General features: G+C 47.9%; 26 protein-coding genes and 1 tRNA gene. 17 read left to right on the top strand and 10 right to left on the bottom strand.

The features are described from left to right. Window positions 1–7: 7 nt before the first annotated feature. Genes hisC through hisG form a run of 3 tightly spaced genes read right to left on the bottom strand, consistent with a single transcriptional unit; the run spans window position 8 to window position 3,321 of the window. Window positions 8–1,102 (bottom strand): histidinol-phosphate transaminase, encoded by a 1,095-nt coding sequence (gene hisC / locus LQ567_RS00180; RefSeq protein ID WP_231001943.1) that lies wholly within the window; start codon window positions 1,100–1,102, stop codon window positions 8–10. Between the two features lies 1 nt (window position 1,103). After that, window positions 1,104–2,405, bottom strand: a complete 1,302-nt coding sequence (gene hisD / locus LQ567_RS00185; RefSeq protein WP_231001945.1) for a histidinol dehydrogenase — start codon at window positions 2,403–2,405, stop codon at window positions 1,104–1,106. Between the two features lie 55 nt (window positions 2,406–2,460). After that, window positions 2,461–3,321 carry an ATP phosphoribosyltransferase gene (hisG, locus tag LQ567_RS00190; RefSeq protein WP_231001946.1) on the bottom strand — a complete coding sequence of 287 codons (861 nt, stop codon included), beginning with the start codon at window positions 3,319–3,321 and terminating at the stop codon, window positions 2,461–2,463. A gap of 249 nt (window positions 3,322–3,570) precedes the next feature. Between hisG and LQ567_RS00195 the strand changes: the two genes are divergently transcribed. The 6 genes from LQ567_RS00195 (at window position 3,571) to LQ567_RS00220 (ending at window position 8,333) form a co-directional block, all read left to right on the top strand. Then, window positions 3,571–4,338, top strand: a complete 768-nt coding sequence (locus LQ567_RS00195; protein WP_231001948.1) for a 3'-5' exonuclease — start codon at window positions 3,571–3,573, stop codon at window positions 4,336–4,338. Window positions 4,339–4,382: 44 nt separating this feature from the next. Next, window positions 4,383–5,123, top strand: a complete 741-nt coding sequence (locus LQ567_RS00200) for a polyprenol monophosphomannose synthase (RefSeq protein ID WP_231001950.1) — start codon at window positions 4,383–4,385, stop codon at window positions 5,121–5,123. Window positions 5,124–5,133: 10 nt separating this feature from the next. Further along, entirely contained in the window at window positions 5,134–5,589 is a 456-nt protein-coding gene (locus LQ567_RS00205) for a DUF4268 domain-containing protein (protein WP_231001952.1), read from the top strand. 57 nt (window positions 5,590–5,646) lie between these two features. Then, a complete protein-coding gene (locus LQ567_RS00210; protein WP_231001954.1) occupies window positions 5,647–6,558 on the top strand; it encodes an alpha/beta hydrolase in 912 nt (303 codons plus the stop codon). 109 nt (window positions 6,559–6,667) lie between these two features. Continuing rightward, window positions 6,668–7,336 carry a ferredoxin reductase domain-containing protein gene (locus tag LQ567_RS00215; protein WP_231001955.1) on the top strand — a complete coding sequence of 223 codons (669 nt, stop codon included), beginning with the start codon at window positions 6,668–6,670 and terminating at the stop codon, window positions 7,334–7,336. 85 nt (window positions 7,337–7,421) lie between these two features. Further along, window positions 7,422–8,333, top strand: coding sequence for an SMP-30/gluconolactonase/LRE family protein (locus LQ567_RS00220; RefSeq protein ID WP_231001957.1), 912 nt, complete (start codon window positions 7,422–7,424; stop codon window positions 8,331–8,333). A gap of 117 nt (window positions 8,334–8,450) precedes the next feature. Here the strand turns inward: LQ567_RS00220 and LQ567_RS00225 are convergent, their stop codons facing one another. Further along, window positions 8,451–8,708, bottom strand: coding sequence for an NFACT family protein (locus tag LQ567_RS00225; protein ID WP_231001959.1), 258 nt, complete (start codon window positions 8,706–8,708; stop codon window positions 8,451–8,453). A 324-nt stretch (window positions 8,709–9,032) separates the two neighbouring features. Here LQ567_RS00225 and LQ567_RS00230 point away from each other — a divergent pair, with 324 nt between their 5' ends. From LQ567_RS00230 to LQ567_RS00240, 3 genes are all read left to right on the top strand, one after another. Next, on the top strand, window positions 9,033–9,389 hold the full coding sequence (locus LQ567_RS00230) for a single-stranded DNA-binding protein (protein ID WP_231001961.1): 357 nt from the start codon (window positions 9,033–9,035) through the stop codon (window positions 9,387–9,389). 280 nt (window positions 9,390–9,669) lie between these two features. Further along, window positions 9,670–10,455 (top strand): META domain-containing protein, encoded by a 786-nt coding sequence (locus tag LQ567_RS00235; protein WP_231001963.1) that lies wholly within the window; start codon window positions 9,670–9,672, stop codon window positions 10,453–10,455. A 156-nt stretch (window positions 10,456–10,611) separates the two neighbouring features. Continuing rightward, the gene (locus LQ567_RS00240; protein WP_231001964.1) at window positions 10,612–10,875 is read left to right on the top strand and encodes a hypothetical protein; all 264 of its coding nucleotides are present in this window, start codon (window positions 10,612–10,614) and stop codon (window positions 10,873–10,875) included. Window positions 10,876–11,223: 348 nt separating this feature from the next. Here the strand turns inward: LQ567_RS00240 and LQ567_RS00245 are convergent, their stop codons facing one another. Next, the gene (locus tag LQ567_RS00245) at window positions 11,224–11,694 is read right to left on the bottom strand and encodes an Hsp20/alpha crystallin family protein (RefSeq protein WP_231001965.1); all 471 of its coding nucleotides are present in this window, start codon (window positions 11,692–11,694) and stop codon (window positions 11,224–11,226) included. A 30-nt stretch (window positions 11,695–11,724) separates the two neighbouring features. Beyond that, window positions 11,725–12,021, bottom strand: coding sequence for a hypothetical protein (locus LQ567_RS00250; protein ID WP_231001966.1), 297 nt, complete (start codon window positions 12,019–12,021; stop codon window positions 11,725–11,727). Window positions 12,022–12,344: 323 nt separating this feature from the next. Between LQ567_RS00250 and LQ567_RS00255 the strand changes: the two genes are divergently transcribed. The 6 genes from LQ567_RS00255 to LQ567_RS00280 all read left to right on the top strand — a co-directional run bounded on the left by LQ567_RS00255 (window position 12,345) and on the right by LQ567_RS00280 (window position 16,813). Continuing rightward, on the top strand, window positions 12,345–13,244 hold the full coding sequence (locus LQ567_RS00255; RefSeq protein WP_231001968.1) for a metallophosphoesterase: 900 nt from the start codon (window positions 12,345–12,347) through the stop codon (window positions 13,242–13,244). Window positions 13,245–13,593: 349 nt separating this feature from the next. Continuing rightward, the gene (locus LQ567_RS00260; RefSeq protein ID WP_231001969.1) at window positions 13,594–14,394 is read left to right on the top strand and encodes an alpha/beta fold hydrolase; all 801 of its coding nucleotides are present in this window, start codon (window positions 13,594–13,596) and stop codon (window positions 14,392–14,394) included. 297 nt (window positions 14,395–14,691) lie between these two features. Further along, entirely contained in the window at window positions 14,692–15,297 is a 606-nt protein-coding gene (locus LQ567_RS00265; protein WP_231001971.1) for a superoxide dismutase, read from the top strand. 165 nt (window positions 15,298–15,462) lie between these two features. After that, window positions 15,463–15,536, top strand: a tRNA-Arg gene (locus LQ567_RS00270). A 119-nt stretch (window positions 15,537–15,655) separates the two neighbouring features. Beyond that, complete coding sequence (locus LQ567_RS00275) at window positions 15,656–16,129, top strand: 23S rRNA (pseudouridine(1915)-N(3))-methyltransferase RlmH (protein ID WP_231001973.1); 474 nt, start codon at window positions 15,656–15,658, stop codon at window positions 16,127–16,129. 42 nt (window positions 16,130–16,171) lie between these two features. After that, a complete protein-coding gene (locus LQ567_RS00280) occupies window positions 16,172–16,813 on the top strand; it encodes a rhomboid family intramembrane serine protease (protein WP_231001974.1) in 642 nt (213 codons plus the stop codon). A gap of 52 nt (window positions 16,814–16,865) precedes the next feature. Here LQ567_RS00280 and LQ567_RS00285 read toward each other — a convergent pair whose 3' ends face one another. Both LQ567_RS00285 and LQ567_RS00290 read right to left on the bottom strand, forming a co-directional pair. Next, the gene (locus LQ567_RS00285) at window positions 16,866–18,770 is read right to left on the bottom strand and encodes an Nramp family divalent metal transporter (protein WP_231001975.1); all 1,905 of its coding nucleotides are present in this window, start codon (window positions 18,768–18,770) and stop codon (window positions 16,866–16,868) included. Continuing rightward, the gene (locus tag LQ567_RS00290; RefSeq protein WP_231001976.1) at window positions 18,763–19,431 is read right to left on the bottom strand and encodes a metal-dependent transcriptional regulator; all 669 of its coding nucleotides are present in this window, start codon (window positions 19,429–19,431) and stop codon (window positions 18,763–18,765) included. The genes LQ567_RS00285 and LQ567_RS00290 overlap by 8 nt, the downstream gene beginning before the upstream one ends. A gap of 107 nt (window positions 19,432–19,538) precedes the next feature. Between LQ567_RS00290 and LQ567_RS00295 the strand changes: the two genes are divergently transcribed. Both LQ567_RS00295 and LQ567_RS00300 read left to right on the top strand, forming a co-directional pair. Further along, entirely contained in the window at window positions 19,539–20,513 is a 975-nt protein-coding gene (locus LQ567_RS00295; protein WP_231001977.1) for a hypothetical protein, read from the top strand. A gap of 267 nt (window positions 20,514–20,780) precedes the next feature. Next, on the top strand, window positions 20,781–22,250 hold the full coding sequence (locus LQ567_RS00300) for a family 43 glycosylhydrolase (RefSeq protein ID WP_231001979.1): 1,470 nt from the start codon (window positions 20,781–20,783) through the stop codon (window positions 22,248–22,250). 6 nt (window positions 22,251–22,256) lie between these two features. On the opposite strand, the gene LQ567_RS00305 is transcribed toward LQ567_RS00300, so the two are convergent. Further along, window positions 22,257–23,300 carry a DUF6807 domain-containing protein gene (locus LQ567_RS00305; RefSeq protein WP_231001981.1) on the bottom strand — a complete coding sequence of 348 codons (1,044 nt, stop codon included), beginning with the start codon at window positions 23,298–23,300 and terminating at the stop codon, window positions 22,257–22,259. A 125-nt stretch (window positions 23,301–23,425) separates the two neighbouring features. Next, window positions 23,426–25,837 (bottom strand): TonB-dependent receptor, encoded by a 2,412-nt coding sequence (locus LQ567_RS00310; protein WP_231001983.1) that lies wholly within the window; start codon window positions 25,835–25,837, stop codon window positions 23,426–23,428. Window positions 25,838–26,076: the final 239 nt, after the last annotated feature.

A 26,076-nucleotide genomic window follows, 5' to 3' on the forward strand; every position in this document is an offset into this window, starting at 1 on the left:
TCTTTGTTTAAAAGACTGATGGGGTTTCAACAACCTTATAGGCCTTTAATGCATCAATTAAAATACGGTTTTCGTTTTCTGTGCCTACTGTAATACGCAAACAGTCTGCACATCCGGGAACGTTGCTGCGGTTGCGCACAATGATCCCTTTTTGCTGCAGGTATTTAAAGATATCGTTGGCGCCGGTCATTTTTACCAGCAAAAAGTTGGCATCCGACGGGTATACTTTTTGGATATAAGGTAGCTGGTTTAACTCGTTTTCCAGCCAGTTGCGCTGCTCAATACAATCGCGGATCCAGGTATTTACCTGGTCGATGTTTTGCAGTCCCTGTAAGGCCAGTTCCTGTGTGGCAATATTAATATTGTACGGGTACTTTACGTTATTCATTAATTGGATGATCTCCCGGCTGGCAAAAGCCATTCCCAGCCGTAAGGCGGCCAGTCCCCAGGCTTTTGAAAGGGTTTGCAGTACCACCAGGTTGGGGTGGTCCGTTAACTGAAGCGACAAAGTTTTTTGTTTGGCATAATTGATATAGGCTTCATCTACCACCACAATGCCGTCAAAATTATTCAGGATCATTTCAATATCCTGGCGGGCAATACTGTTACCGCTGGGGTTGTTGGGAGAACAGATAAAAATGATCTTCGTGTATTCATCAACAGCATCGGCAATGGCCTGTATATCCATTTGGAAATCGGCATTAAGGGGGACCTCTTTCACTTTTATATTGTTGATGGCTGCTGCCACGCCATACATTCCGTAAGTGGGCGGTAGGGTAATAATATTATCAAAGCCGGGCTCACAAAAAATGCGGATCAGTACATCGATGGCCTCATCACTTCCGTTTCCGGTAAAGATGTGCTCCGCCGGAAGTCCTTTAATGGTACTGATCCGTTGTTTAAGCTTTGTTTGTACCGGATCCGGATAGCGGTTCAGCAACTCATGTTGTTCGTTAACATCCAGGGTAACCGGTGAGCCGATGGCATTTTCGTTGGCGTCCAACATTACACTGGCTTCGCCGCTGAATTCGTGGCGGGCCGTAGAGTAGGGCGCCAGGTTCTTGATGTTTTCCCGTATCAGGTATTCTAAATTAAACTCCATATTATTGCTGATTTCTGATTGCTGAAAGCGGATTGCCGATTCTTAACTTAACGGCATTGCTGTGGGCCTGTAATCCCTCGGCTTCTGCCATGGTTGTTACGGTAGCCGCAATATTTTTTAAGCCTTTTGCAGTTAGCTGCTGAAAGGTAATCTTTTTGCAGAAGCTGTCGAGCGAAACACCGCTGTAGGCTGCTGCATAACCATTGGTAGGCAGGGTATGGTTGGTGCCGCTGGCATAATCGCCTACACTTTCCGGTGAATGGTTGCCAATGAAAACGGATCCCGCCGCTGTAATTTCGTTTAACAGTTTGCCCGTAACCTTGCAGGCAAGGATCAGGTGCTCGGGGGCGTAAAAATTAGACAATTGAACGGCTTCTTTAAGGTCTTTTACCACTACCATCCGTGAATGTTCCAGTGCCCTGGCGGCAATATCTTTCCGGGGCAGGTTTTTCAGCTGTGCTGTTACAGCTTTTTCAATCTTCTTTACCATGCCGGCCTGTGTGGTAATACAGATCACCTGTGAATCGGGGCCGTGCTCTGCCTGTGCCAACAGGTCGGCCGCAACAAAATCCGGATCGGCCGTTTGATCGGCAATAACCAGTACTTCCGAAGGGCCTGCAGGCATATCAATAGCCACCTGGTTCTGTACCAGTTGTTTTGCTGTAGTCACGTACTGGTTCCCCGGTCCGAAAATTTTGAAAACCTGCGGAACGGTTTCTGTGCCGTAGGCCATCGCCGCAATGGCTTGCGCGCCCCCGATTTTAAATATCTGGTTTATGCCACATAAAGAGGCGGCATAAAGAATAGCGGGATGCACCTGTTGCTCTTTGTTACAGGGGGTACATAATACCACTTCCTTACAGCCGGCAATGCGGGCGGGCAGGCCCAGCATCAGCACGGTGGAAAATAACGGAGCCGATCCTCCCGGAATATATAAGCCAACCTTTTCGATGGGACGGCTTTCGCGCCAGCAGGCAATGCCGTCCATCGGAGCGATTTTCTGGCGGGACTCTTTTTGAGACCGGTGAAAGGTTTCAATGTTCTTTTTTGCCTGTTTCAGGGCTGCTTTTAATTGCGGTGTGAGGCGGGCGGCAGCTTCCTTTATTTCAGCGGGTGTTACCGCGATGGATGTAAGTGCCACCCCGTCAAATTTTTTACTGAAGTCCCGCAGGGCTGCGTCGCCTTTCTTTTGAACGGCAGACAGGATCTCAGTTACCGCCGGGATCAGCTTCCGGCTGTCCTGAAGCGGGCGGGCGCCAATCTCGGGCCAGCAGTCGCGGGTGGGATATTTATAAAGTTTCACTATTACTCATTTGATGTACGCCGTTTATTTTTACACGTTACAAGCATCGGATGCCTTATTCGATCATTTTTTCAATCGGGATAATCAGGATACCTTCGGCGCCGGCAGCTTTCAGATTTTCGATCACATTCCAGAAGTCGGATTCGCTGATTACCGAATGTATCGAGCTCCAGTCTTTTTTGGCCAGCGGCACAATGGTGGGACTGTTGATACCCGGCAGGTAGGCACAGATCTTTTCAATGCTTTTATTCGGGGCGTTCAGCATTACGTATTTATTATACTTTGCTTTTCTTACGGAACGGATCCGGAACAGTAGTTTTCCCAGCAATTCTTTGCGGGCCGGGCTGAGTTTTTTGCCCGAGATAAGCACGGCTTCTGATTTCAGGATGGTTTCAAACTCATACAGCTCATTGCTGAACAGGGTGCTGCCGGAGCTTACCAGGTCGCAGATCGCATCTGCCAGCCCGATCCGCGGAGCAATTTCCACAGATCCGCTGATCACGTGGATATCGGCCTTGATCTTATTTTGTTTGAGCCATTTGTTCAGGATAAAAGGGTAACTGGTAGCGATTTTCATACCATCCAGGTCTTTTATGGCCAGTTTTTTCCGGGTCTTGGGAAGGGCAATGGAAAGCCGGCATTTGCCGTACCCCAGGCGCTCCACGATTTCGGCGGCCTTGTTCTTTTCGAGGACCACATTTTCTCCTACAAAACCGATATCTGCCACTCCGTCCTGCACATACTCGGGAATATCATCGTCCCTGAGAAAGAGGATCTCCGCATCAAAATTTTCGGCATTGATCTTTAGCTGGTTGTTGCCATTGGGCACACCGATCCCGCATTCTTTTAACAGCTTTAACGAATCTTCGCTAAGTCTGCCCGACTTTTGAACCGCAATTCTTAATTTTTCCTGCATGGTTTTTTATTTTTTTAAATAAAAAAGGCTTACAAAATTTGTAAGCCTTTTTCTATAATTTGGATACATAACACCACCGGGCTTACATGGGCAAGTCTGTAAAATGATGATGGATATGTACTAAAATTTTCATTGCGGTGCAAATATATATGAAAATTGTGATTTCCCACTTTTTTGGTAGAAAATTTTGAGCAGAGAAATTCAGCTGCAGCAGAAAATGCCCTATCTTTAAAGTTTTAAAAAGGATACATGTTACAACTTACCAAGCCCCTTGCTTTTATTGATCTGGAGACCACAGGCGTGAACCTGGGTTCCGACCGCATCGTAGAAATTGCCATTGTGAAAATCTTGCCCGACGGAACGCGGAATGTAAAAAGAAAACTGATCAACCCGGAAATGCCCATTCCAAAAGCCAATACCGATATACACGGGATTACCGATGAAATGGTAAAGGATGCTCCCACATTTGCACAGGTGGCCCAGGAGCTGAAACAGGTGTTGGATGGTTGTGACCTTGCAGGCTACAACTCCAACCGTTTCGACGTACCCCTGCTGGTAGAAGAGTTCTTGCGTGCAGGGGTTGATTTTGATATGCGGGGGCGCAAGCTTGTAGACGTACAGAATATTTTTCATAAAATGGAGCAGCGTACCCTGGCGGCTGCTTACCGGTTCTATTGCGATAAAGTACTGGACGGAGCGCATTCGGCCGAGGCGGATGCTTCTGCTACGCACGAGGTGCTGATCGCCCAGATCGCCCGGTATCCTGAATTGGGAACCTCAGTAGAATCGATCAATAAAGCCATCGGTGAAGAAGTGATTGTAGATTTTGCGCGCCGGTTTATTATGGACAATGGCGTAGAGGTTTTCAACTTTGGAAAATACAAGGGGAAATCGGTTGCGGATATCCTGAAGGCGGAGCCTCAGTATTACGATTGGATGATGAAGGGCGATTTTCCCCAGCACACCAAGCAAAAACTGACGGAGATATTTACCCGCAGCAAACTGAAAAAAAACTAGACCCGGCAAAGGTCTTTCATGTTATTACTGAATGAAAGGACAGCGTGGATAAAGTTGTTATTATACCCACATATAATGAAAAGGAGAATGTAGCCCGGATCATCGAGGCCGTAATGGACCTTGAGGGCAACTTTCATGTGCTGATTGTGGATGATGGTTCCCCGGATGGAACGGCAGACATTGTAAAGGCATTGCAGGAGCCCTATAACGGGCGGCTGTTCCTGGAAGAACGCCGCGGAAAACTGGGACTGGGTACCGCCTATATTCATGGGTTTAAATGGAGTTTGAACAAAGGATACCAATTTGTATTTGAAATGGACGCCGATTTTTCGCATAATCCGAAAGACCTGGTCCGTTTGCATCAGGCTTGTGTGGAAGGGGCGGATCTGGCCATCGGAAGCCGGTATGTAAAAGGCGGCGGCATCGTAAACTGGCCGGCGGACCGGGTATTCATATCCAGGGGCGGCTCGTTATATACACGCATGATCACCTGGATGCCCGTAAAAGATCCCACGGCCGGGTTTATGTGCTATACCGCAAAAGTGCTGCGCGCCATAAATTTCGACAATATCAGCTTTGTAGGATATGCGTTCCAGATCGAGATGAAGTATGCTACCTGGAAGCTTGGGTTTAAGATAAAAGAAGTACCGATCATTTTCCAGGACCGTACGGAGGGACAATCAAAAATGAGCAAAGGCATTTTGAAGGAGGGGATACTGGGGGTATTGAACCTGCGCTGGCAGAGCCTGTTTAAGAATTACAGGAACAGGGTTTCAAATAATTGATACAATAAGTATGTATAGTAAGCAGGAGGCCGCTTTAATTAAGAAGGAATTCTGGACCTCATTGGGTATGTATCTGAAGCCGGTTTTAAACGCCAATGGCCAAAAGATAAACTGGGTCAACTATAAAACAGGGATCAAGCATATTTACTTCAGAACGGATGTAACTAAAAAAGTTGCTACGGTAGCTATTGAGCTTACGCATCCGGCAGCACCGGACCGGTTGATGGCGTTGGAGAAACTGGTATCGCTAAAGCCGGTTTTTTCAGAAATGGTGAATGGTACGTGGACATGGCAGGAAACGGTTTATGATGAAACTGGTCAGCCCATTTCCCGGATCGTTATCCAGAAAGAGGATGTGAATATTTTTGATAAGAACGACTGGCCGGCGATTATTTCTTTTTTAAAACAGCATTTGATTGCACTGGATGCCTTCTGGCATATGGCCAGGGATTATTTTGAGGACTGATCCGGTTACGCATAACCGGCGATGCAAAAGGCTGCGGATATTTAAAAAACGGAATCAATGAAACAATTAACGATGAGCTTGCTGGCTACTGTAATGCTCCATGCAATGACAAATGCCCAACAGGAAATTCCTTTATATACAACCGTTCCAAACAGCATACCTGCTGAGAACCTGGAAAAGTCGGTAACAGGCGCAGATGGTATTACGAGGGTCAGTAATGTATCTGAGCCTTCGATAGCTGTGTATAAAGCTGAAGGCGGTTCCGGCAAACAGCCGGCAGTGATCATCTGTCCGGGCGGCGGGTATTCGATCCTGGCCATTAGTCATGAAGGTGTGGATGTGGCCAGGGCGTTTAACGACATGGGGGTAACCGCCTTCGTGTTAAAATACCGCTTGCCGGATGATCGTATTATGACCGATAAATCGATTGGTCCGCTGCAGGATGCAGAACGTGCCATACAATGGGTTCGCGAACACGCTGCTGAATACAATATAAACCCGCATAAGATCGGGATCATGGGGTTCTCTGCCGGAGGACATTTGGCATCCACGCTGTCCACACATTATATGGACGCCGTGATCACGAATCCCAAGAAAACGGCATTACGCCCTGATTTTTCAATACTCATTTATCCGGTGATCAGTTTTAATGACAGCCTGGGCCACCGGGGCAGCCGGGAACGGCTGATCGGAAAAACGCCGGCAACAGCGGTCATTCAAAAATATTCCAATGAACTCCGGGTAAATAAAAAAACACCTCCAGCCTTTCTGGTGCATGCAAAGGACGACCGTACTGTACCCTGGCAAAATAGTGAGCTATATTATGAGGCGTTGTTAAAAAATAAGGTAGCCGCCCGCGTGTTTTACTATGAAAAAGGCGGTCATGGATTTGGCATGCGGAATAAAACTTCGGATGTGAAATGGATGGATGTATTAAAGAAATGGATGGAGGAACAGCATATCCTTTGAAAAACTTCCGGCAGTAACAATGCAGATACGGGATTCCCGCCCCATCAATAAACAAATTGTTGTAACTTAGAAGGACGGCTTACAGCTGCTACTTGTTTAAACGGTCGTCATGAAATATCCTGTAAAAATACGGTCAATTGCACACGTAACGCACGATGTGCTGAGCATACGGGTTAACAAACCCGAAGCGTTGGAATACACACCCGGACAGGCAACGGAGGTCTTTATCGACCGCGAGGGCTGGCTGGAAGAAGGGCGGCCATTCACCTTTACTTCGCTGCCTGATGACAACTACCTGGAATTTACAATAAAAACATATCCCGAACGAAAAGGAGTTACGGCAGAACTGCTGCAACTGCAGGCCGGTGACGGCCTGTTATTGAATGATGTTTTTGGTGAAATAGCTTATAAGGGAGAGGGAATATTTATTGCCGGAGGTGCAGGACTTACACCTTTTCTGGCCATTTTGCGCCAGCTGGACAAAGAGCATCGCATCGGAAATAACCGGTTGCTTTTTGCCAATAAAAAGAAAGCCGATATTATACATGAAGCGGAGTTGCGCGCGCTGCTCGGAGCACATTTTGTAAATGTACTGTCGGATGAAACAATTCCGGGCTATGCGCATGGTTATATCTCCGGCGATCTTCTGCAAAAAATGATCCCGGATCAGGAGGCCTATGTGTATTTATGCGGCCCACCACCCATGATGGACGCGGTGGAACGGGAATTGCTGGCATTGAAGATTGATCCGGCGCGGCTTGTTAAGGAAGGATTTTAGTTTGTTGCGGCGATAACGGTGCTGTTATTTTTATTTATACAAACGGATATTTTACACGAATACAGATGATTTTTAAGCTCGGATTATGAAGCGAAATTTGATGCTTTGCGGACTGCTTTTCATGCAGCTGGTGGTGGTTGCCCAACAACCGGCAACAACCCTCATGGATTCTTTAGGAATTATGGCAAAAGGTGCGGTGTTGCAAAAGATAAGCTCCCGTTTTTCTTTTACAGAAGGACCCGTGGCAGATAAAGCCGGCAACATTTATTTTACGGATCAGCCCAATGACCAGATATGGCGGTACAACCTCGACGGAACGCTTACGGAGTTTATGTCGGTCGCCGGCCGTTCGAATGGCCTGGATATGGATGCAAAGGGAAATATCATTGCCTGTGCCGATGCGCAAAATGAGCTCTGGTCCATTACCCCGGCCGGAAAAGTTACCGTGCTGCTGGGCAAGGTTGACGGTAAAAGGCTGAACGGTCCCAATGATCTCTGGATCGATAAAAAGGGCGGTATCTATTTTACAGACCCGTATTATCAGCGAAAATACTGGACGCGTACGGAGCAGGAGATCCCGCAGCAGAAAGTTTATTACCTGCCTCCCGGGGCAAAGCAACCGGTTGTGGTTACCGATGAGCTGGTAAAGCCCAATGGGATTGTTGGAGATGGCAACGTACTTTTTGTAGCGGATATAAAAGACAATAAAATATACCGGTTCCGGATTCGTAAGGACGGTTCCCTGGCCGATAAAGTAGTGTTTGCCGCCCAGGGGGCAGATGGTATTACGTTGGATGAAAAAGGAAACCTCTATCTCAGCGGTAACGGCGTTACTGTGTTTGATCCACAAGGCCGCCGGATCGCCTATATTCCAGTTCCCGAAAAATGGACCGCCAATATTTGTTTTGGAGGCAAGCACCGCAACCTGCTTTTTATGACCGCCGGAACCAGTATTTATACCCTGCAAATGCGGGTAAGGGGAATTAAAAAGTTTTAACAAGGCGCAAAAACGGGCTGCAGCATCTTCTGTTAAGAATGCCCGTGCCGTCACCGGCAAAGGGGGCGTTGTGCGATTGCAGACCATGCTGGTACCGCATCTGTAAATGGTGCTTCATCACTTTTTTCTGACTACCAGCAGCCAGTCGTTTTCCAGCAACAGGTACCCATAGTCGTAACAAAAAAAGTATGTATGTCCCTTTTTTGTTTGATACTGGTTGGTCATGTATTTAAACTGAAATCCGGCCAATCGTAATTTGTCGCGATGTATAGCGATTGTTTTTTCTGTTTGCTTCAATTGTTCCTGCAGTATTTTCCGGTTTTTCCGAAGAATGGCATTAATGTTCCGGATCAGTTTCTCGGGGCCGCTTTTCATGGCGTTATTGTGTTGATTACGGCAAAAATCATCACAGAACTTTTTATCAGCTCTCCCTTTTATGGGTTTTTGACAGGAAAGGCATAATTTTCCTGGGGCGTCGGTGTTTGGCATAATGACTTGATTTTCCTTCTACAATATACAAAATTATTCTATTATAAGTGTTTGTAAACGCTTATAAACGTTTACTTACGTAAGTAAACGTTTAATAACCGGATAATACTTCCGGAGAAACGCATCTTTGGGTTGTTGAAGCCGATAGCGCTGTCGGTTCAGCCGGAATAGCAAATATGATCATCGCCGAAAGGCCCAAAAACCAACGTTATGTACACAATCAAAAACAAAGTTCAACTGATCGGTCATTTAGGCAGTGCACCGGAAGTAAAAGCAATTGCCAGCGGGAAAAAAATGGCCCGTTTTAGTCTCGCCACCAATGAGAGTTATAAAAACACCAAGGGCGAAAAGGTAACCGAAACGCAATGGCATAACCTGGTAGTGTGGGGCAAGCTTGCAGACATTGCCGCAAAATACCTGGAAAAGGGGCGGGAGGTTGCTGTTGAGGGAAAGCTGGTCAACCGTCAATACGAGGACAAAAATGGCCAAAAGCGTTATTACGCAGAAATACAGGTGCAGGAATTATTGCTCCTGTCTGGCGGTCACCGGAGTACCGTGGCGCCGTAAAACCGTAGTATAACACCTTAGAAAAGCGCCGTTGCTAACCACAGGGTTGCCCTCTATCCGGCAGCCCTTTTTTTATGTCAGGTATTTGACGAAATACCCGGAAAATATCTTTCTTGCCGACGGCCTTTCTCAGTGGTGGGTATGCTTTATAAGTGGCGCCGCTGCAATGAACGATAACCGTTTAAGGCCTGAATTGCAGGAAGCGAAGCTGCAATGCCTTTAATAATTGCTCTATCTTTGCAGTGCTCAAATATTCCTGTGAACTTTAAAACCTGTTATCATGAGAAAAGCAATTTTCATTTTCGCAGCGCTCGGCACCATCATTCTTACCGCATGTAATACGTCAAAACGACCGGCGGCAGGCGCACCCTCCGGCACCATCCTGGAACAACGATGGAAGCTGACGGAACTGGCGGGCAAACCGGTGCCGGATCAGATCAATCACAAAGAGCCGTTTTTACAATTACAAAGCAGTGATTCGAGGTTTAGCGCTTCGGCGGGCTGTAACGGGCTGGGGGGAACGTTTACACTGCAAGACAATGGCCGCATCCGTTTCAGGCTTGGGGCATCAACGTTGATGGCCTGCGATCATATGGAGATGGAACAAGGTCTGATAAGGGCGCTCGAGTCTGCAGATAACTATACCATCCGGAACAATGAGCTTTCGCTCAATAAGGCAAGAATGGCGCCGTTGGCGCGTTTCCGGGCTGTAACGAGCGGGCAGGAAAGCAGTGCTTTAAATGGCACCTGGGAACTCAATTATATATCCGGTTCGCGGATCGCATTTGAAGGTTTGTATCCCCGTAAACGTCCTACTATTGTTTTTAACCTGCCACAAACCACTGCCAGTGGAAATAGCAGTTGTAACCGCTATACCCTCTCTTTTTCTATAAATGATCATTCGATCCGGTTTAAAGATCCGGCAAGTACAAAAATGTACTGTGAGGGGGCAGGTGAATCTACCTTTTTTAATACCCTGAAAACCGTTACCAAATACGATATAACGGGGAATACACTGCACCTGATTATGGGTGATATAGCTGTGATGCGGTTTGAACGGAAGTAGCCGGTTTTATAATTGTTAATAACGACCAGGATAACGCCACCGGTTTTATTAAGTGATGGGTCTTTGATAACATGAAAGAACCATCACAATTTTTAATGACCATCCGCCCGGATCTGATGTTGCCGATTGATACAAACAGGCCGGAAAGTAGCGACGTTGCGTGTGAAAGACACGGGCTGGGGATTAAAAGCAGCGAAAGACTATGTGGATACAATGGAAGCGGGCATTGCCGTCGCGGAACTTCAAATGGTGTATGGGAAGGATGCTGTTAACCGAAAAACTGTACACCCGGGCGATGTCGGATGGGACCAGGTTGCGGCCGTATTTGATGCATTGTGCAATGATGAAGTACCAAATGATGCTGCACTGGATAAAGCGCTTGAAGATTTTTTTCAGGTGTTCCACAGGCCGATATTATAAAAGCGCATACGAGCAGGTATAATGTTCGCAAAAAAGAAGCGGCTTCAACGATGCCTGCCGGAGCAGGGGTAAAACAGCCGGGACCATCACAAAAAAGTATCAATGAGGATCATTATAACAAAGAGCAAAGGGGCGGTTCCGATTCCGGGTGATACCTGGTTATTGCATTGATCATAACAGGAATTGTTCTGTACCTGTTTGCAAAGTATTCGGGAATGCAAGTGTATTGGGCGATAAAATAAAAGGAGGCCGTATCAACGCGCTCCATACTGTAATGAATTCCAAACGATGCCGGAATGACATTTCATTATGAACGGCCTTTTGATACGACCTCTTTGTAAAGCTGCGTTATGCGATGTTTATTTCCTGCCCGGGTTTATTGGTTTCCGGGTTTTTCTGAAATATGATTTTTAACACACCATCGGTATAGCTCGCATTGATGGCATCCGTGAGTACTTTATCGCTCAACTGGAAAGAACGTTCAAAGTTTGCCGGCTGATGTTCCTGGTAAACGTAATTCCCTGTTTCTGCCTGCCCCGGAGCGTCATAACGGATGGTAAGCACATCTTCCTTAACTGAAATTTTAAAATGCTCTTTTTGAAGTCCGGCTGCATACAGGGAAATGATAAAGGCCGTTTCAGTTTCTTCAATATTAACAGGTTTTGAGCCGTTCATGTATCCTTGTAATTTGTGCATCCAGGGATGTCCGCCACCGAACGGACGACCACCAAATTTTTTTCCAAAGAAACACCGTTGTTGCTTAAAGCGGGAATCGAACTGTTGTTGTGTATGACCGCCTATGGATTGATCTGTAAACATGACTTTTTTGTTTTTGTGTTTAATAAACAATTAATGAATGGGAATAATGGCAGGAGTGCCCTGGCGTTTGTGATGGGTAATGGGCTGCAGTGAGCCGTTATGCTGCAGCTCTGTAAAATAAGGGTTGCCGCTCCACTCAAGGCCGTTACCCTCAGCCCATTTTTGACGGGCCTTTGAAATGATTTTACCGGCAATAAGCACAAGTACGCTGATCCCGATTGCCAATAGTAATAATTTAAAGAGCAGGAATAATACCAGCGATGCCAGACCGATCAGCAACGTAAGCCCGGCGAGTCGTGGAAGAATGAACAGGATTTTGTGTTTCATTTTTTCTTTTTTTAATTTTAAAACCGTTGTTTCTATAGAAGACGGAGGTGATTTGTTTTTACTTTAAAAACCGGGAAAATATTTTCAGCAGTGGGCATTTGCCGGCGTCTGCTTTCATAAAATGTTCCTGAAGAATAAAGCACAACTATTGTTTGCCCGGGGCAAACGCCGGCCGGAAATAACGGAAAAGGCTAAGGAACGATGCCGATCATAAAATGGTGCAAACGGTTGATCATTTGATGACGATAAAAGTAGGCCGGAGGGTATTATATTGCAGGAAATAAATGATTTAAAGAAATTTCAAATTTTTAACAGAAACAATTATGAAAAAGAACCGGGCCATATGGCTGTTATGCATCCTGATGCTGAGTATACACCTTACCCATGGACAGGCCGGCGGATCCGGGATCCGTTTCGGGCTGATCGCAGATATCCAGTACGGCGATTGTGATACAAGAGGTACTCGCTTTTACCGAAATTCTTTAAAGAAGCTGGAAGATTGTATTGACACGCTTAATCACCAACAGGTGGCGTTTTCCATCAACCTGGGCGATATTACTGACCGTAATCCGCAAGACCTGGAACCGGTGCTGCAGCGTTTGAAAAAGCTGAAACGGCAGCTTTATACAACACCGGGCAATCATGATTATAAGGGTGTAGCGGATAATAAAACGCTGTACAAAAAGCTTCATATGCCGGGGGAATACTATTCTTTTAAAAAAGGAAACTGGCGTTTTGTAATGTTGAATACAAATGAAGTGGCGGCTTACTCCAATGTAACCGGAACCTGGAAGGAAAAGGAACTCAGCAACATGATGGAGCGGATAAGGGCAGATAAGGCGCATAACGGAGCGGAATACAACGGAGGCATCAGCAGCGCTCAATTCAGCTGGTTAAAGTCTATACTGCAAACGGCACAGAAGAAGGGAGAGCGGGTACTCATCTTTTCTCATCATCCGTTCAGTTGTGCAGACGGGCTCACTGCCTTGAATGATAAAGAAGTGGTATCCCTGCTTTCCGGATATTCCTGTGTAAAGGCGGTTATTGCCGGGCATCATCATACCGGTGCTTTTTGCTATGAGGGTAAAATACCGTTTATCGTAACGGAGGGAATGATTGAAACCGAGCATGCCAACGCGTTTGGAATTATTGAACTGACGGACGGGGAATTGATCCTTAGAGGGTATGGAAGAACCCGCTCGTACAAACTGGCGTTTGAATAAGAATAGCGGATCCCAGGGATCAATGACCGTCGTTGCGTGCCTGCTATCGCTTCGGGGGCCATGCTGCACCGGTTTGCGGACCAGCTCCTGGTGAGGAACATGGATGCGGATGGTATGCCTTGGAATTTCGTTACCGGTATAATGCCTTCGAACGTTTACCGCATTCGGGAGGTAGGTGCATGGTTGCATGAGCATAACCCGCGTGGTAACAACAACGCTCCTGAGATCCGATTGTCATTTTTGCCGCTGAATCTGACGCATTCGCACCGGTGCCGCAGCTTTTTCTTTTTTACTTTTATCATTATTACTTCCTGAAGGTTGAACAGCGTAACCTTTAAATATAAAATCAATGAAAGCGGATCAAAAGACCATGCCTGCCGGCCATTATGCAAGCATTAACGGAATCCGGATGTATTATGAAATCCACGGAAATGCAGCCGGTATCCCGCTGGTATTGGTGCATGGCGGTGGGTCTACCATTCCTTCCAACTGGGAACTGTTGCTGCCGTTTTTTACAACCCAGTACCGGGTTATCGCCATGGAGCTGCAGGCGCATGGCCGCACAGGCGACCGGGATACGCCGGAATCGTTCCGGCAGGATGCGGGGGATGTGCAGGCATTGCTGGAACTGTTGCAGGTGCCCCAGGCGAATATTGCAGGGTTTAGTGATGGCGCCTGTACAGCAATGGAGATCGCCATCCGGTACCCGGAGCTCGTTCATAAAATGGTATTGATCTCCGGCAATTATAAAAGGTCGGGGATGGTTCCGGGATTTTTTGAGGGACTGGAAGCCGCTATATTTGCCGATATGCCAGCACCGTTAAAAAACGCCTACCTCGATGTGAATCCCGATCCGGAAGGATTGTTAAATATGTTTGAGAAAGACCGGGCGAAAAGACTGATGTTTCAGGATGTGCCGGAAGCGCTGCTGAATGGCATAAAAGCACCTGCACTGTTGATGGTTGGTGACCAGGATGTGATTACGGTGCCACATACGGTTGACATGTGGAAGCAGATACCCGGTGCCCGCCTGGCCGTACTACCGGGAAATCACGGATCCTTTATCGGGGAAATTTTTACAAGAGAGGCCAGAAACCCCATGCCGGAAATTGCCGCAAATATGATCAGCCACTTCCTTAACAAAGATTAAGTACTGCCGACCAGGCATGATGTTGCCGGTGATATAGCTTCAGCAATTCTGAAGACCACAAAAAAATATCCAGCAGCAGCCCCCAGTTGCTGCACATGACAATCGTATGTAAGCAATCTTTGTATATTTAATAAACAAAGTATTTACTTTGTTTATTAAATGCTTTTATTTATCTTTGAATGGTAAAGTAAGATCAGGGTATTGCAGATCCGGCGGGCCTGATACGCTACTGTTGTCAGAGGCAGACCGGGTGCGGGATCCTGATCGTTTAAAAACATTCACCAAAAAAAGAATCACATGACACATCAATTACCTTCGTTGCCCTATGCATACGATGCACTGGAACCTCATATCGATACGGCAACGATGCAGATCCATCACGGCAAACATCACCAGGCATATGTTGATAATCTGAATAAGGCTGTTACCGGAACGGAGCATGAGCAAAAAACGCTGGAGGCACTTGTGGCTGCTGCGGGTTCCATTAGTCCGGCTGTGCGCAATAACGCCGGGGGACACTGGAACCATCGTTTTTTCTGGACGAGCCTTTCACCAAACGGAGGTGGGGTACCCGTTGGAACACTGGCGGCTGCTATTGATCAACGCTTTGGCTCTTTCGAAGCGTTCAAGGAACAATTTCAGGCAGCAGCTGTTTCGCGCTTCGGTTCGGGATGGGCATGGCTGGTGCTTACAGATAATGGTCAACTGGCGATTACTTCTACGCCCAACCAGGATAATCCGTTAATGGATGTGGCGGAAGTAAAGGGTACGCCTGTTATCGGAGTAGATGTGTGGGAGCATGCTTATTATCTCCGGTATCAGAACCGTCGCGCCGAATACCTGAATGCCTATTGGCAGGTGGTAAACTGGGAAGCCGCGGATGCATTATTCAACAACCGCTAAGGCATGGTCAGTGGGCGGGTATCTGCGGATCCGCAAGGATTGCTGACACCGGTTATAAAACTGCGTCAGCCCGCTATTGAAAAAGAGATGTCAAAAAAGCAAAAAGTTTTTTTGCAGTCTTTTTGTTGAAACCAAAGAAATACTTATCTTTGCCCCCCACAAAACGGCCCCGTAGCTCAATTGAATAGAGCATTTGACTACGGATCAAAAGGTTTCAGGTTTGAATCCTGACGGGGTCACTTAAGATCAAGGAGTTACAGATAATGTAACTCTTTTTTTTGCACATAATTGTTTGGTATGATCCTTGACAATCTTGTTTGAATTTTTGATCGCTGTACTAATTCGTAAATCTGCGTACATGAAAATAGCTTTTTGGGCGTTGGGAAAGCAGCATGAGGCTTATGTGAAAGAAGGAGTAGAGGAGTTTTCCGGCCGCATCGGGAATTATTTCCGGCTGGAATGGGAGCTGATTCCGGTGCCGAAAGATGCGGCACATCTTGGTGCCACGGAGCTGAAAAAAAAGGAAGCGGCGGTGATCCTTCCCAAAATTGCAAAGGAAGATTATCTGGTTGCGTTAGAGGAACGGGGCCGCCAGATGAGCTCCGAAGGGCTCGCCACATTTTTACAGGGACGTGCCAATGCCGGCACGCGGCGCATTATTTTTTTGATAGGCGGTGCGTACGGACTGGATGAAACCGTTTTGAGAAGGGCCAATACCTTATGGAGTTTATCGCAGCTGGTTTTTCCGCATCAACTGGTGCGTCTCATTCTGGCAGAACAGGTATACCGGGCCTGTACCATCATGAAAAATGAAAAATACCATCATTCCTGAAATTAGAAATGAGAAATGGGAATTTGTCGCTATTTTTAGCGCATGGAAATAACCATTACGCTCATTATCACCATTATTACCGTGGCCGTTTCCCTCTGGGGGTTCAGCAGTTCAAAAGTGATCGATAACCTTATTTTTTTCGGACCTGCCATTTCCCGGAACCGCCAGTACTACCGGTTTATTACGCATGGTTTGATCCATGCGGATCTGATGCACCTGGCGTTTAATATGATTGCGTTGTATTCTTTTGGTATAGCCCTTGAAACTTATTTTTTCCCCGACGACCGGGTTTTCGGGGCAGATGCGCCGATGTATTTTACTGGCTTATATGTTGGAGGGCTTGTAGTGGCCAGTCTGCCGGATTATTTCAAGCACAAGGATGATTATTACTTCAAAAGTCTTGGAGCTTCCGGCGCTGTTTCTTCGGTGATCTTTGCGTGTATCGTGTTATTTCCTACACTTCCCATTCGCTTTTTATTTCTGCCCGTAGACATTCCCGGTTGGATATTCGGTGGATTGTACCTGCTGATTTCTGCCTATCTCGACCGGCAGGGGGGCGGGCGCATTAATCATGGCGCACATTTATGGGGTGCCGTTTTCGGTATTGTTTTTATTGTGCTGTTTGTTAGTTTGAAAGGACAGCTGAATGTTTTCGAAAACTTTATTCACCAGATCCGGAAGTGATTGGGTTACGCGGGAACCCATTCCAGATCCGGCGGCATTATAACCGGATGTTCTATTTTGAACCGGCAATTTCATTTCCGATAATAAGTATGGGAATCTTCAGCCGGTGCCGCACATTGTTAATCGTGCTGCCATAGATAAAATCCTTCAGGCCTTTGTGCCCATGTGCGCCCATTACCAGCAGGTTGGCCTGCTGATCGGTAACGATCCTGGGAATTTCGCGGGATGCAATGCCATAGCCCAGTTCCCATACGACCTTGTATCCCTTTTGGCGGATCTGCTTGGCATACCCGTCCAGGTAGGCCTTATCTGTTTTGGATTCTTCATCTTTTATTTCCCGGTTATTGAACCGTGCTGCTACACTCTCCACCACATGGATCAGTACAAACCTTGTTTGGGCACCGCCCTGTTTTAATGCCTGGGTGATGAGTACACTGTCGGTTTTCCCAAAATCAACCGCCACAGCAATGGTATCATAGGTATTGGCGCCGGTTGAAAGATCGAGTGGTTCCGGCTCCGGATGCACCGGGGAGAAGCTGGTTTTAAGTCCTCTTTTACTGAAAGGGTAGAAGATGGTATAAGCCAGCAGGACCAGTATCCCTGTACTGGCCAGGATGATCAGCAGCTTCCATCCCCAGGAGGCCGTGGTGGCAAAATAACCGGTGATCGCATCGGTAACCATGCGGCCGTTTAAATAGATCAGTACCGCCGTAATGATCCAGGCAAATAGTTTTGTAACCGGTTTAATGGTAAACATGCCCATTGTGTTCCGGTCGCTTACAAAATGGATCAGGGGTATGATGGCAAATCCCAGCTGCATGCTCAATACCACCTGGCTGAAGATGAGTAACTGGTCTACTTCGTTCTCACCATAAAGTCCAATGACCAGCACCGCGGGCACAATGGCAATCAGCCGGGTGAGCAGGCGGCGCACCAGCGGATTGATCCGGAGTTTTAAGTATCCTTCCATGATGATCTGGCCCGCCAGCGTACCGGTTACAGTGCTGCTTTGGCCGGCTGCGATCAATGCTACGGCAAAGAGTTTAGACGCGAAGTCGCTGCCGAGATGGCTGGGCAGCAATTCATAGGCCTGGCGGATCTCCGCTACATCGGTTCTGCCGGTTTTAAAGAAAATAGTGGCCGCCAGTACCAGGATGGCGGCATTGACCAGGAAGGCCAGGTTCAGGGCAATGGCGCTATCCCAGAAATTATATTTTAGTGCCTTCCGGATCCCCTCCTCTGTATTTTTAAATTTTCGGGTCTGCACCAGGGCCGAGTGCAGGTAGAGGTTATGGGGCATTACTGTGGCACCGATGATACCAATGGCAATATACAGGGCCGCATCATTCTGGATCCGGGGTACAAAGCCGGAGGCCATTTCCCGGGGATCGGGTGATGCGATGATAATCTGCACCAGGAACGACATGCCAATGATAAAGATCAGCCCGATAACAAAAGCTTCCAGTTTGCGCATTCCGAACCGTTGCAGCAGCATCAGCAAAAAAGTGTCCAGTACGGTGATCAGTACGCCATACATCAGGGGCATGCCGGTTAATAACTGCAACCCGATGGCCATTCCCAGCACCTCAGCCAGGTCGGTAGCGGCAATAGCGATCTCCGCCAGCAGGTACAGGATAAAATTGACGCCGCGGGGATAGGTTTCCCGGTTGGCCTGCGCCAGATCCTTATGCCGTACAATTCCCAGACGGGCGGAAAGGCTCTGCAGCAGGAGTGCCATCAGGTTACTCATCAGCAACACCCACAATAAGCTGTATCCAAACTGGCTGCCTCCGGCCAGATCAGTGGCCCAGTTGCCGGGATCCATATATCCCACGCTTACCAGGTAGGCCGGTCCGAAAAAAGAAAGGATCCGCCGCCATTTGGGTTTGTTGGATTGGGTGGTATCTACCGATTGGTGTACCTCGCTCAATGAAATATCGGAGTGATGCTTATTCATGATCCTTTACTAAAATGTTTTGCGATAGTTCTTTGGATATTTGTATGGTTTGCTTGCCTCCGGTTTTTATTTCCAGCGACTGATCGTAGGCAAACCGTTTCCGGACCTCCAGCAAGGTGCCGATCTTTATTTGCTTTTCATCCAGCAGCTCCAGTATACCTGCAGACTGATCGGCGATCTGAACCACTTCCACCGGCGTTTGCAGAGGGATCGCGGATAGCAGTTTATGGGTGCGTTTAACAATATGTCCTTTTTCATCGGGAATCGGGTCGCCATGCGGATCAATGCGGGGAAAACCTAAAAAAGCATCCAGCTTGTTGATGAGGCTGGTGCTGCCTACATGTTCCAGCTCTTCCGCAATATCATGTACCTCATCCCAGTTGAACCCGAGCTTTTTTGACAGGAAATATTCCCAGAGGCGATGCCGCCGGATGATCATTAGTGCACTCTTCCGGCCAGCCTCGGTAAGATTGCAGCCATAATAGGCTTTATAATGAACGATTTTTTTCTGTTTGAGCTTTTTCAGCATATCGGTAACAGAAGCCGCCGCGGTTTTTAGCAGTTCCGAGAGATGGTTGGTTGCTACAGGGGCACCATCCTGCTCCAGGTGATAAATTGCTTTTATATAATTTTCTTCCGTATGCGAAAGATTTGAAGACATCTAAATAAAAATTTAGACAAATCTAAAAAAAGGTTATGACCGGGCAAAAAATTTATTTTTTATGCAGATGCCCGGGATTTTATTTATTTTGTTGTATAATTGAAAGTATGCGTAAACCTTTATACTGGTGCCTGTTTGTGGCAGCCGTATTCCTGATCGCCTGTGGCGGAAAAAAGAAAAAGAAGATGACCGGCGATGAGGCGGTGAACATAGAGGAATTTATGGATGCGTACCCAACGCTTTCGCTTCCGTTTGTATATGGAGACACGTCATTTCCCACGCGGGAAAACGATTCCCTGCGGATTGCGCCGGAAGTCCTGCACCAGTTTATACCGGATTCTATTACGCTTAAGATTTTTGGTAACCGGGCACATCCAGCCTATTACCCGGTAGGAGCGGTACAGGCGGGAAAAGGAACCTTTTACCTGCTAACGAGGGGCATCGACCGCGACCGGAAGGTGCTGCTGATTACTGCGCATAATGAGAAAAAGCAGTTCATTGCCGGTATCCCGGTAATAAAACTAACGCCCAATACCAATGTGTCGATTTCCGTAACGATTGATGCGCGGCTGAATATCAATAAGGACCTGACCCAAAAGTTGCCGAACGATATCGAAATCAGCGGGCATGATGTTTTTGTACTGAATGAGGCGGCCAGGAATTTCTCACTGATTATGACGGACAGCCTGGGTGATGGTTTTACAGAACTGATCAACCCGATTGATACATTGGCGCGCAAGCAAAAGTATTCCGGCGATTATGGCGATAACAAGATGAACCTGATTTCGATCCGCGATGGGCAGCGGGAAGGCCGGATGCGTTTTTTCATCCACCTGGAAAAAAATAACAAGGAATGTGTGGGCGAACTGAAAGGGGATGCGGTGTTTGCTTCACCTACTGTTGCCGAATACCGGCAGGGAGGAGATCCCTGTGTATTGCGTTTTATTTTTGAAAACGACCGGGTTTCGCTGGAAGAAGTGGAGGGGTGCGGTTCCCGGCTGGGGGCATTGCAATGCTCTTTTAACGGCGAATATCTGAAGAAAAAGGAAAAGAAGAAAGCCACCGCCCCACGCGGAAAATAAGTAAGCATATACAGCGGGGCCGGGCATCCCCTGCTCAAACGCGGCTGATGCCGGAAGGGGCAAACGTCTTGGTTTGCCGTTTTGCACCGGAGGCCCTCTACGCATCCCGGCTATGAAATCTCACTTTAGTATAATTTAAAACGGGCGATCGGGCTGCTCCGGTTTAAGGCCGTTGCCCTGAAGTTTCAATGAAACGAATGGTGTGTATTCTCTTTTTTTATTCGTATCTTGTATCCAATAGTTGCTTAAACGATTAAATTATCGCGTATGAAAAAACAAATCTGTTCGCTTATACTGGGGGCACTGGTAGCGTCCCTGGTTTTTTATTCCTGTTCCCGGCAGCAGGAACCGGCAATGGTGATTCCGGCAAATACCACCGCAAAGCAGGGCACATCTTCTGCAGCTACGCTTGCCGCCCTGGACCTGATGAGCGGAAACCCGATATTGCCTCCATTTACAGCAGACCCGGACATCCTGTATGCCAACGGCCGCTATTATATTTATACCACGGCCAATGGCCCTACTGTAAACGAATTTCATGCTTACTCATCAGCCGATCTGCTGAACTGGGTAGATGATGGCGTGGTATTTAATTTAAACAATGTTAGCTGGTCGCATGCCGATGGCTGGGCGCCTTGCGTAGTGGCGCGCAACGGGCAGTATTATTTTTATTTTACGGCCAGCAAAAAGATAGGAGTGGCTGTGGGCGCAAGCCCTACCGGCCCTTTTACGGATATCGGTGCGCCACTGGCGACCGGGCTGGGTACGGATCCGATTGACCCCATGGCCTTTATTGACACAGACGGGCAGGCATACCTGTACTGGGGCAATACCACGCTGAACATCCAGAAACTGAACAGTGATATGGTGTCGCTCACCGGTACCCGGAGCAATGCCAAGCCCTCCAATTATTTTGAAGCGCCTTATGTGATCAAACGCAATGGGATCTATTACCTGATGTATTCTGTAAACGACTATCGCAACAACGATTATCATGTAGAATATGCCACTGCCACATCACCCATGGGGCCCTGGACCGTTAAAGGACGCATTACAGCTCCCAATGGCAATATCCTTGGTCCGGGGCATAATGCGGTGATCACCAGACCGGGCTGCAGCAGTGAATATTATTTTGTGTATCATCGCAGAACCAGTACCAATGTGAATGAGCGGCAGGTAGCAATCGACCGGATGTTCTTTGATGCCGCCGGCAATATTATGCCGGTGAATATTACTACCTCCGGCGTTATTGGAATTACCGGGTCAGCGCCTTGTACCAGTCCCACTCCCGTTGCCAACGGCATCTATGCCATCCGTTCAAAGGTGAACACCAGTTCGGGTCAGGGACTGTACCTCGATATTCCTGCCTGTGGCACCGGTAATGCGGATGTACGTACCTGGACGCGCACCAACTGTAACGGACAACGCTGGGCACTCACTTACCAGGGGAACGGATTTTACAAGATCATTTCCCAGCAGCCCAATCATAAATCGCTGGACCTGGATGCCTGCAAACTGGCTGTGGGTACCAATATACAGGTTTGGGACCAGCTGAATAATGACTGTCAGCTCTGGCGGATTGAAGATGCCGGTGGTGGCTGGTATCGGATTTTAGCAAAAGCCAGCGGCAACGTAATGGACCTGGCCAATGGCGATCCCACGCCGGGTGCCGACATCCGGTCCTGGTCGTGGAATGGAAGCGATGCGCAGCTCTTCCGGTTTGAAGCGGCACCCTGATGGGAGTTAATAATGTGATTGTTTAAACGCCGCCTCCATTTCGTTGGCCTCCGGGATGGTTAGTGCCTGTTGTGCAACCACAATGCGGTAGGTAAAGGTTTTGGACCGGCCCGGCGGCAATACCAGGTTTAATGAATCGCTTCCGTTGCTGAAAACAGCCCTGCCCAGCGGGTTGAGGGCAAACAGGCCATACCCGCGTGCATGCCAGTACGTAGGGTAGCCGGTATTGGAGGGGTGGTCAAACATCGCAATGGTGATGGGGGCTCCGTCTTTTTTCCCTTTTAGCATTGCCCAGGTACCCTGGCTGCTCCATACGGCATCGCCGGTTTTTCCATTGGATGCATAATACATACCCGTAGGAATGCCCGGACCCGATGCCGCAACGGTTGTTATATTCCCTTTATCATCTGTAAATGATTTGGATGTTGCAGAAGGCATTTCCAGTTCTTTTGCAAGCCTTATGGCAAAGAAACCATCCTTTACATCTTTGAATACAACCGGTTGCTGCCGGGCGGTAAGCATGGTTTTGCGGGTAATGGAGAACCGGTTATGCATTACTTCAAAGAAATAGGTCGTTTGCTCATCCAAAAAAGTATCCTGCGCCTGGTTGACCCATGTAGCGGTAACCTGAAGCGTGGCCTTGTTTCCGGATGCCGACTGTTTGCGGATCTTTTGGTGTATGATGGTGCCGTAGTGTGCTTTTTTTGCAGCGGGAATCGCCGATGAATTGTTCCAGAAGTCGATGCCATTTACGGATTCATAATTCATCCAGATGCCTACATGATGTGGATGATCGGTGCTTTCACCGGGAATGGGTTTTACCGGAAATCCTCGGGTAACCGTAATACCTCCGAGTGTATTTACCGGGTACAGAAAGGGCTTGGCGATACTGTCTGTATAACAATAGGCCGTAAGTAAGCGCCCGTTATATACAACGTCTACCTGCTTTTGACCGGGACGGTTGACCAGCTCAAACCCCTTGCGGGCAGTCTGTGCTGCTAAAGCCATGCAAACAAAAAAAGACAACAGGGCAAGGAAACTTTTTTTCATATGATGCTGTTTGAAGAATCGTGAAGGAGTTCAAAGATAAGAAAGGCCGGTAAAGGGGAGAAATGAAAACTGCGGCCCACCGTTTTTACACTATGTGGCCGCAGCGTTCTGTATGGAAGAATGGGTCAGAAGCGGTAACTGACGCTGAACCGGAGGTTGCGTGGTGGTTCTGTTTGGTAATAATAGGCTGGTTTTACCGAGCTCCAGTCGCCATACACAGCAGGCAGTTCGTAATAGGAGCCGGTGTACAGATAGCTGTTAAGAACATTAAACAGGTTTAAGGTAAAACGGTACCGGTTCCGGGTGTAAAATAATCCGGCATCCAACTTGAAATAATCCGGTAATTGTTGGCCCTGTGTAGACCAGCCGGTGTGCCGGTCGATCAGCGACGTAAATCCTCCCGAGATGCCCAAGCCCTGTAGTGCTCCTTCCTGCAGCTCATAAGAAAGCCAGGCGTTGGAAGTATGTTTTGCATAGCCGGGTACGATCTCGCCTACGGTATAACTACCGGCTGCCCCGGCCGCCACTTTGGTGATCATACTTTCTGTGAACGCGTAGTTAGCGATGGCGGTAAAGCCGGGAAGAATGATACCTCGGATATCGAATTCAACGCCCCGGGCCACTTTTTCTCCGAGCACGATACTGGTGGGCTGATTGGGATTGGGTGCATCCGGATCGGCGGTTAGCTCGTTCTGCTTTAAGATACGGTATACAGACAGTGTGGTCTGCCACCGGTCGTGCAACCAGCTTTTCTTAATGCCCAGTTCCATGTTGCTGCCGGTAATGGGCTTTATTTTACCGCCATTGCTGAGTGTGCCCGATTGCGGAATAAATGCCTGGTCGTACAGGCCGTATACCGCCAGGTTCTTATTAATGGAATAGCTCAGTCCGGTCCGGGGGGTAAAATGCCGGGCTTTCGAATAATCGGTACCCGTTCCGTAAATCTGGCTTACATCGGTATAGCGGCCGGCAAGGGTCCATCGCAACCGGTCGTGGAAGAAGGCTAGTTCATCCTGTATGTATACACTGGAATACCGCTGCGTTTGAATGCCTCCTGCTGCTACTGCCCGTTCTTCCAGCGGTTTGCTGCGGTCAAATTCCGGGTAGCCGTTTACCGGGGTGCCATAATCCGGATGTGTGGGATCAAACAAGGCTCCCATGGAATCCAGATCATGCGATTGGCCCCAGTCTGCATAGTATTTTTTATTGGCGGCATCTACACCTGCCAGTACCCGGTGCCGTATACTGCCGGTATGGAATTCCCCGTTTAAGAAAACCTGACCCAGCGCCATATTGCTTTTCGCATCCCAGATGCCGATATTGCGGATGAGGTGACCGGTGGTGGAATCCATCATGGATGGCCAGGAACTCATACCTGTCTGGTTGTAGTTAAAATAAGCACCTTGTGCGGTAATCTTCCAGTTGGTATTAAATGCATGCTCGAACGTAAGGTATCCGCTTTGGTCATTGATGCGGGTGGGCGGCAGGCCGGGATTGGTAAAGCTGAGGTTGCGCGGATAAGTACCATACCCGGATTTAGAAAAGATATAATAAGATCCTACTTCGGTCATCTTTGCAAACTGACCATTGTACTCCAGTGTTACCTTGGTGTTTGGGTCGAGCTGGTAAGAGATCACGGGTGCCAGCACATACCGGTTGTTGTATTCAAAATCACGGTGTGAACCGCGGTTCTGTGCTGCCATGTTCAACCGGTATAATACTTTTTTGTCTTTGCTAAGCGATCCGTCAAGGTCGAGGCTGCCCCGGTACAGATCGAAGCTGCCAAGCGTAAGATCGATGGCCCCTTTGGTGGTACCCGTTGGTTTTTTAGTAACGATATTGTATAAGCCGCTGGGATCACCATTGGCCAGCATAAACCCGGCAGGACCTTTTACAAATTCCACGCGGTCCACAAAGCTCATATCCTCTGTTAGCGGCCCCCAGTAGGACGCCACTACGTTAAAGCCGTTGCGGAACGCCTGTATCTGGGATCCGCGCGTGGTGATGTTCGCATAAAGGTCGCCCCAGTGCTCCACCCGTGTGGCGCCGCTTACATTTCGTACCAGCCCGTCGCTCATACTGATCACCTGTTGTTGTGCAAGGGTGGCCTGGTCGATCACCTGTATGTTTTGCGGCGTTTCAAGTAATGGAGTTTTCAGGCGCAAACTTACCGAAGCGTGTTCGATGCTCTTATGTGCGTTTACCAATACGGCGTCCAGCTGTTGTGCCGTTTCGTTAATTACAAAATCGACCTTAAGCGTTGCTCCTTTTGTGAGGGTGATGCTTTTTTGCTGGTTGGTGGTTTCGGCAGCGGAGAGCAGCAGGGTCCAGGATCCCGGTTTTATATTTTTGATTTCATAGTATCCCCGGTCATCACTCTGCACGGCATGCTGTGTGCCCTCAACGGTGATGGTGATATAGGGGGCCGGCTTTCCATCGGAGGTGGTAACAAAACCCTGTATTTTTCCGGATTGGGCAAAAAGGGGCGCAACGGCCAAAAAAAGGAACATTGATAATAAAGCGTACTTCTGTTTCATATTAGATCTGCGTTAAAGAGGCGCAAATCTATTTTACAAAAAAAAGGTTTGTTTACGCGATCGGGAAAAAGAAAGCACAACTGCTTTTTATTACATTGAGGTTACAATTAATGATGGATCGTATTTATTCTTTTCGGGGAAGACCAGCTGCTGTTAAAAGATGGGAGGCGGCGTATGCGGAGCGGCATCCAGAAAATCATTGGTCATGCGGATCAGCCAACCGGTACGTTGTATCACTG

It is taken from the genome of Niabella pedocola, assembly GCF_021044425.1.
GTDB classification, from domain to species: Bacteria; Bacteroidota; Bacteroidia; order Chitinophagales; family Chitinophagaceae; genus Niabella; species Niabella pedocola.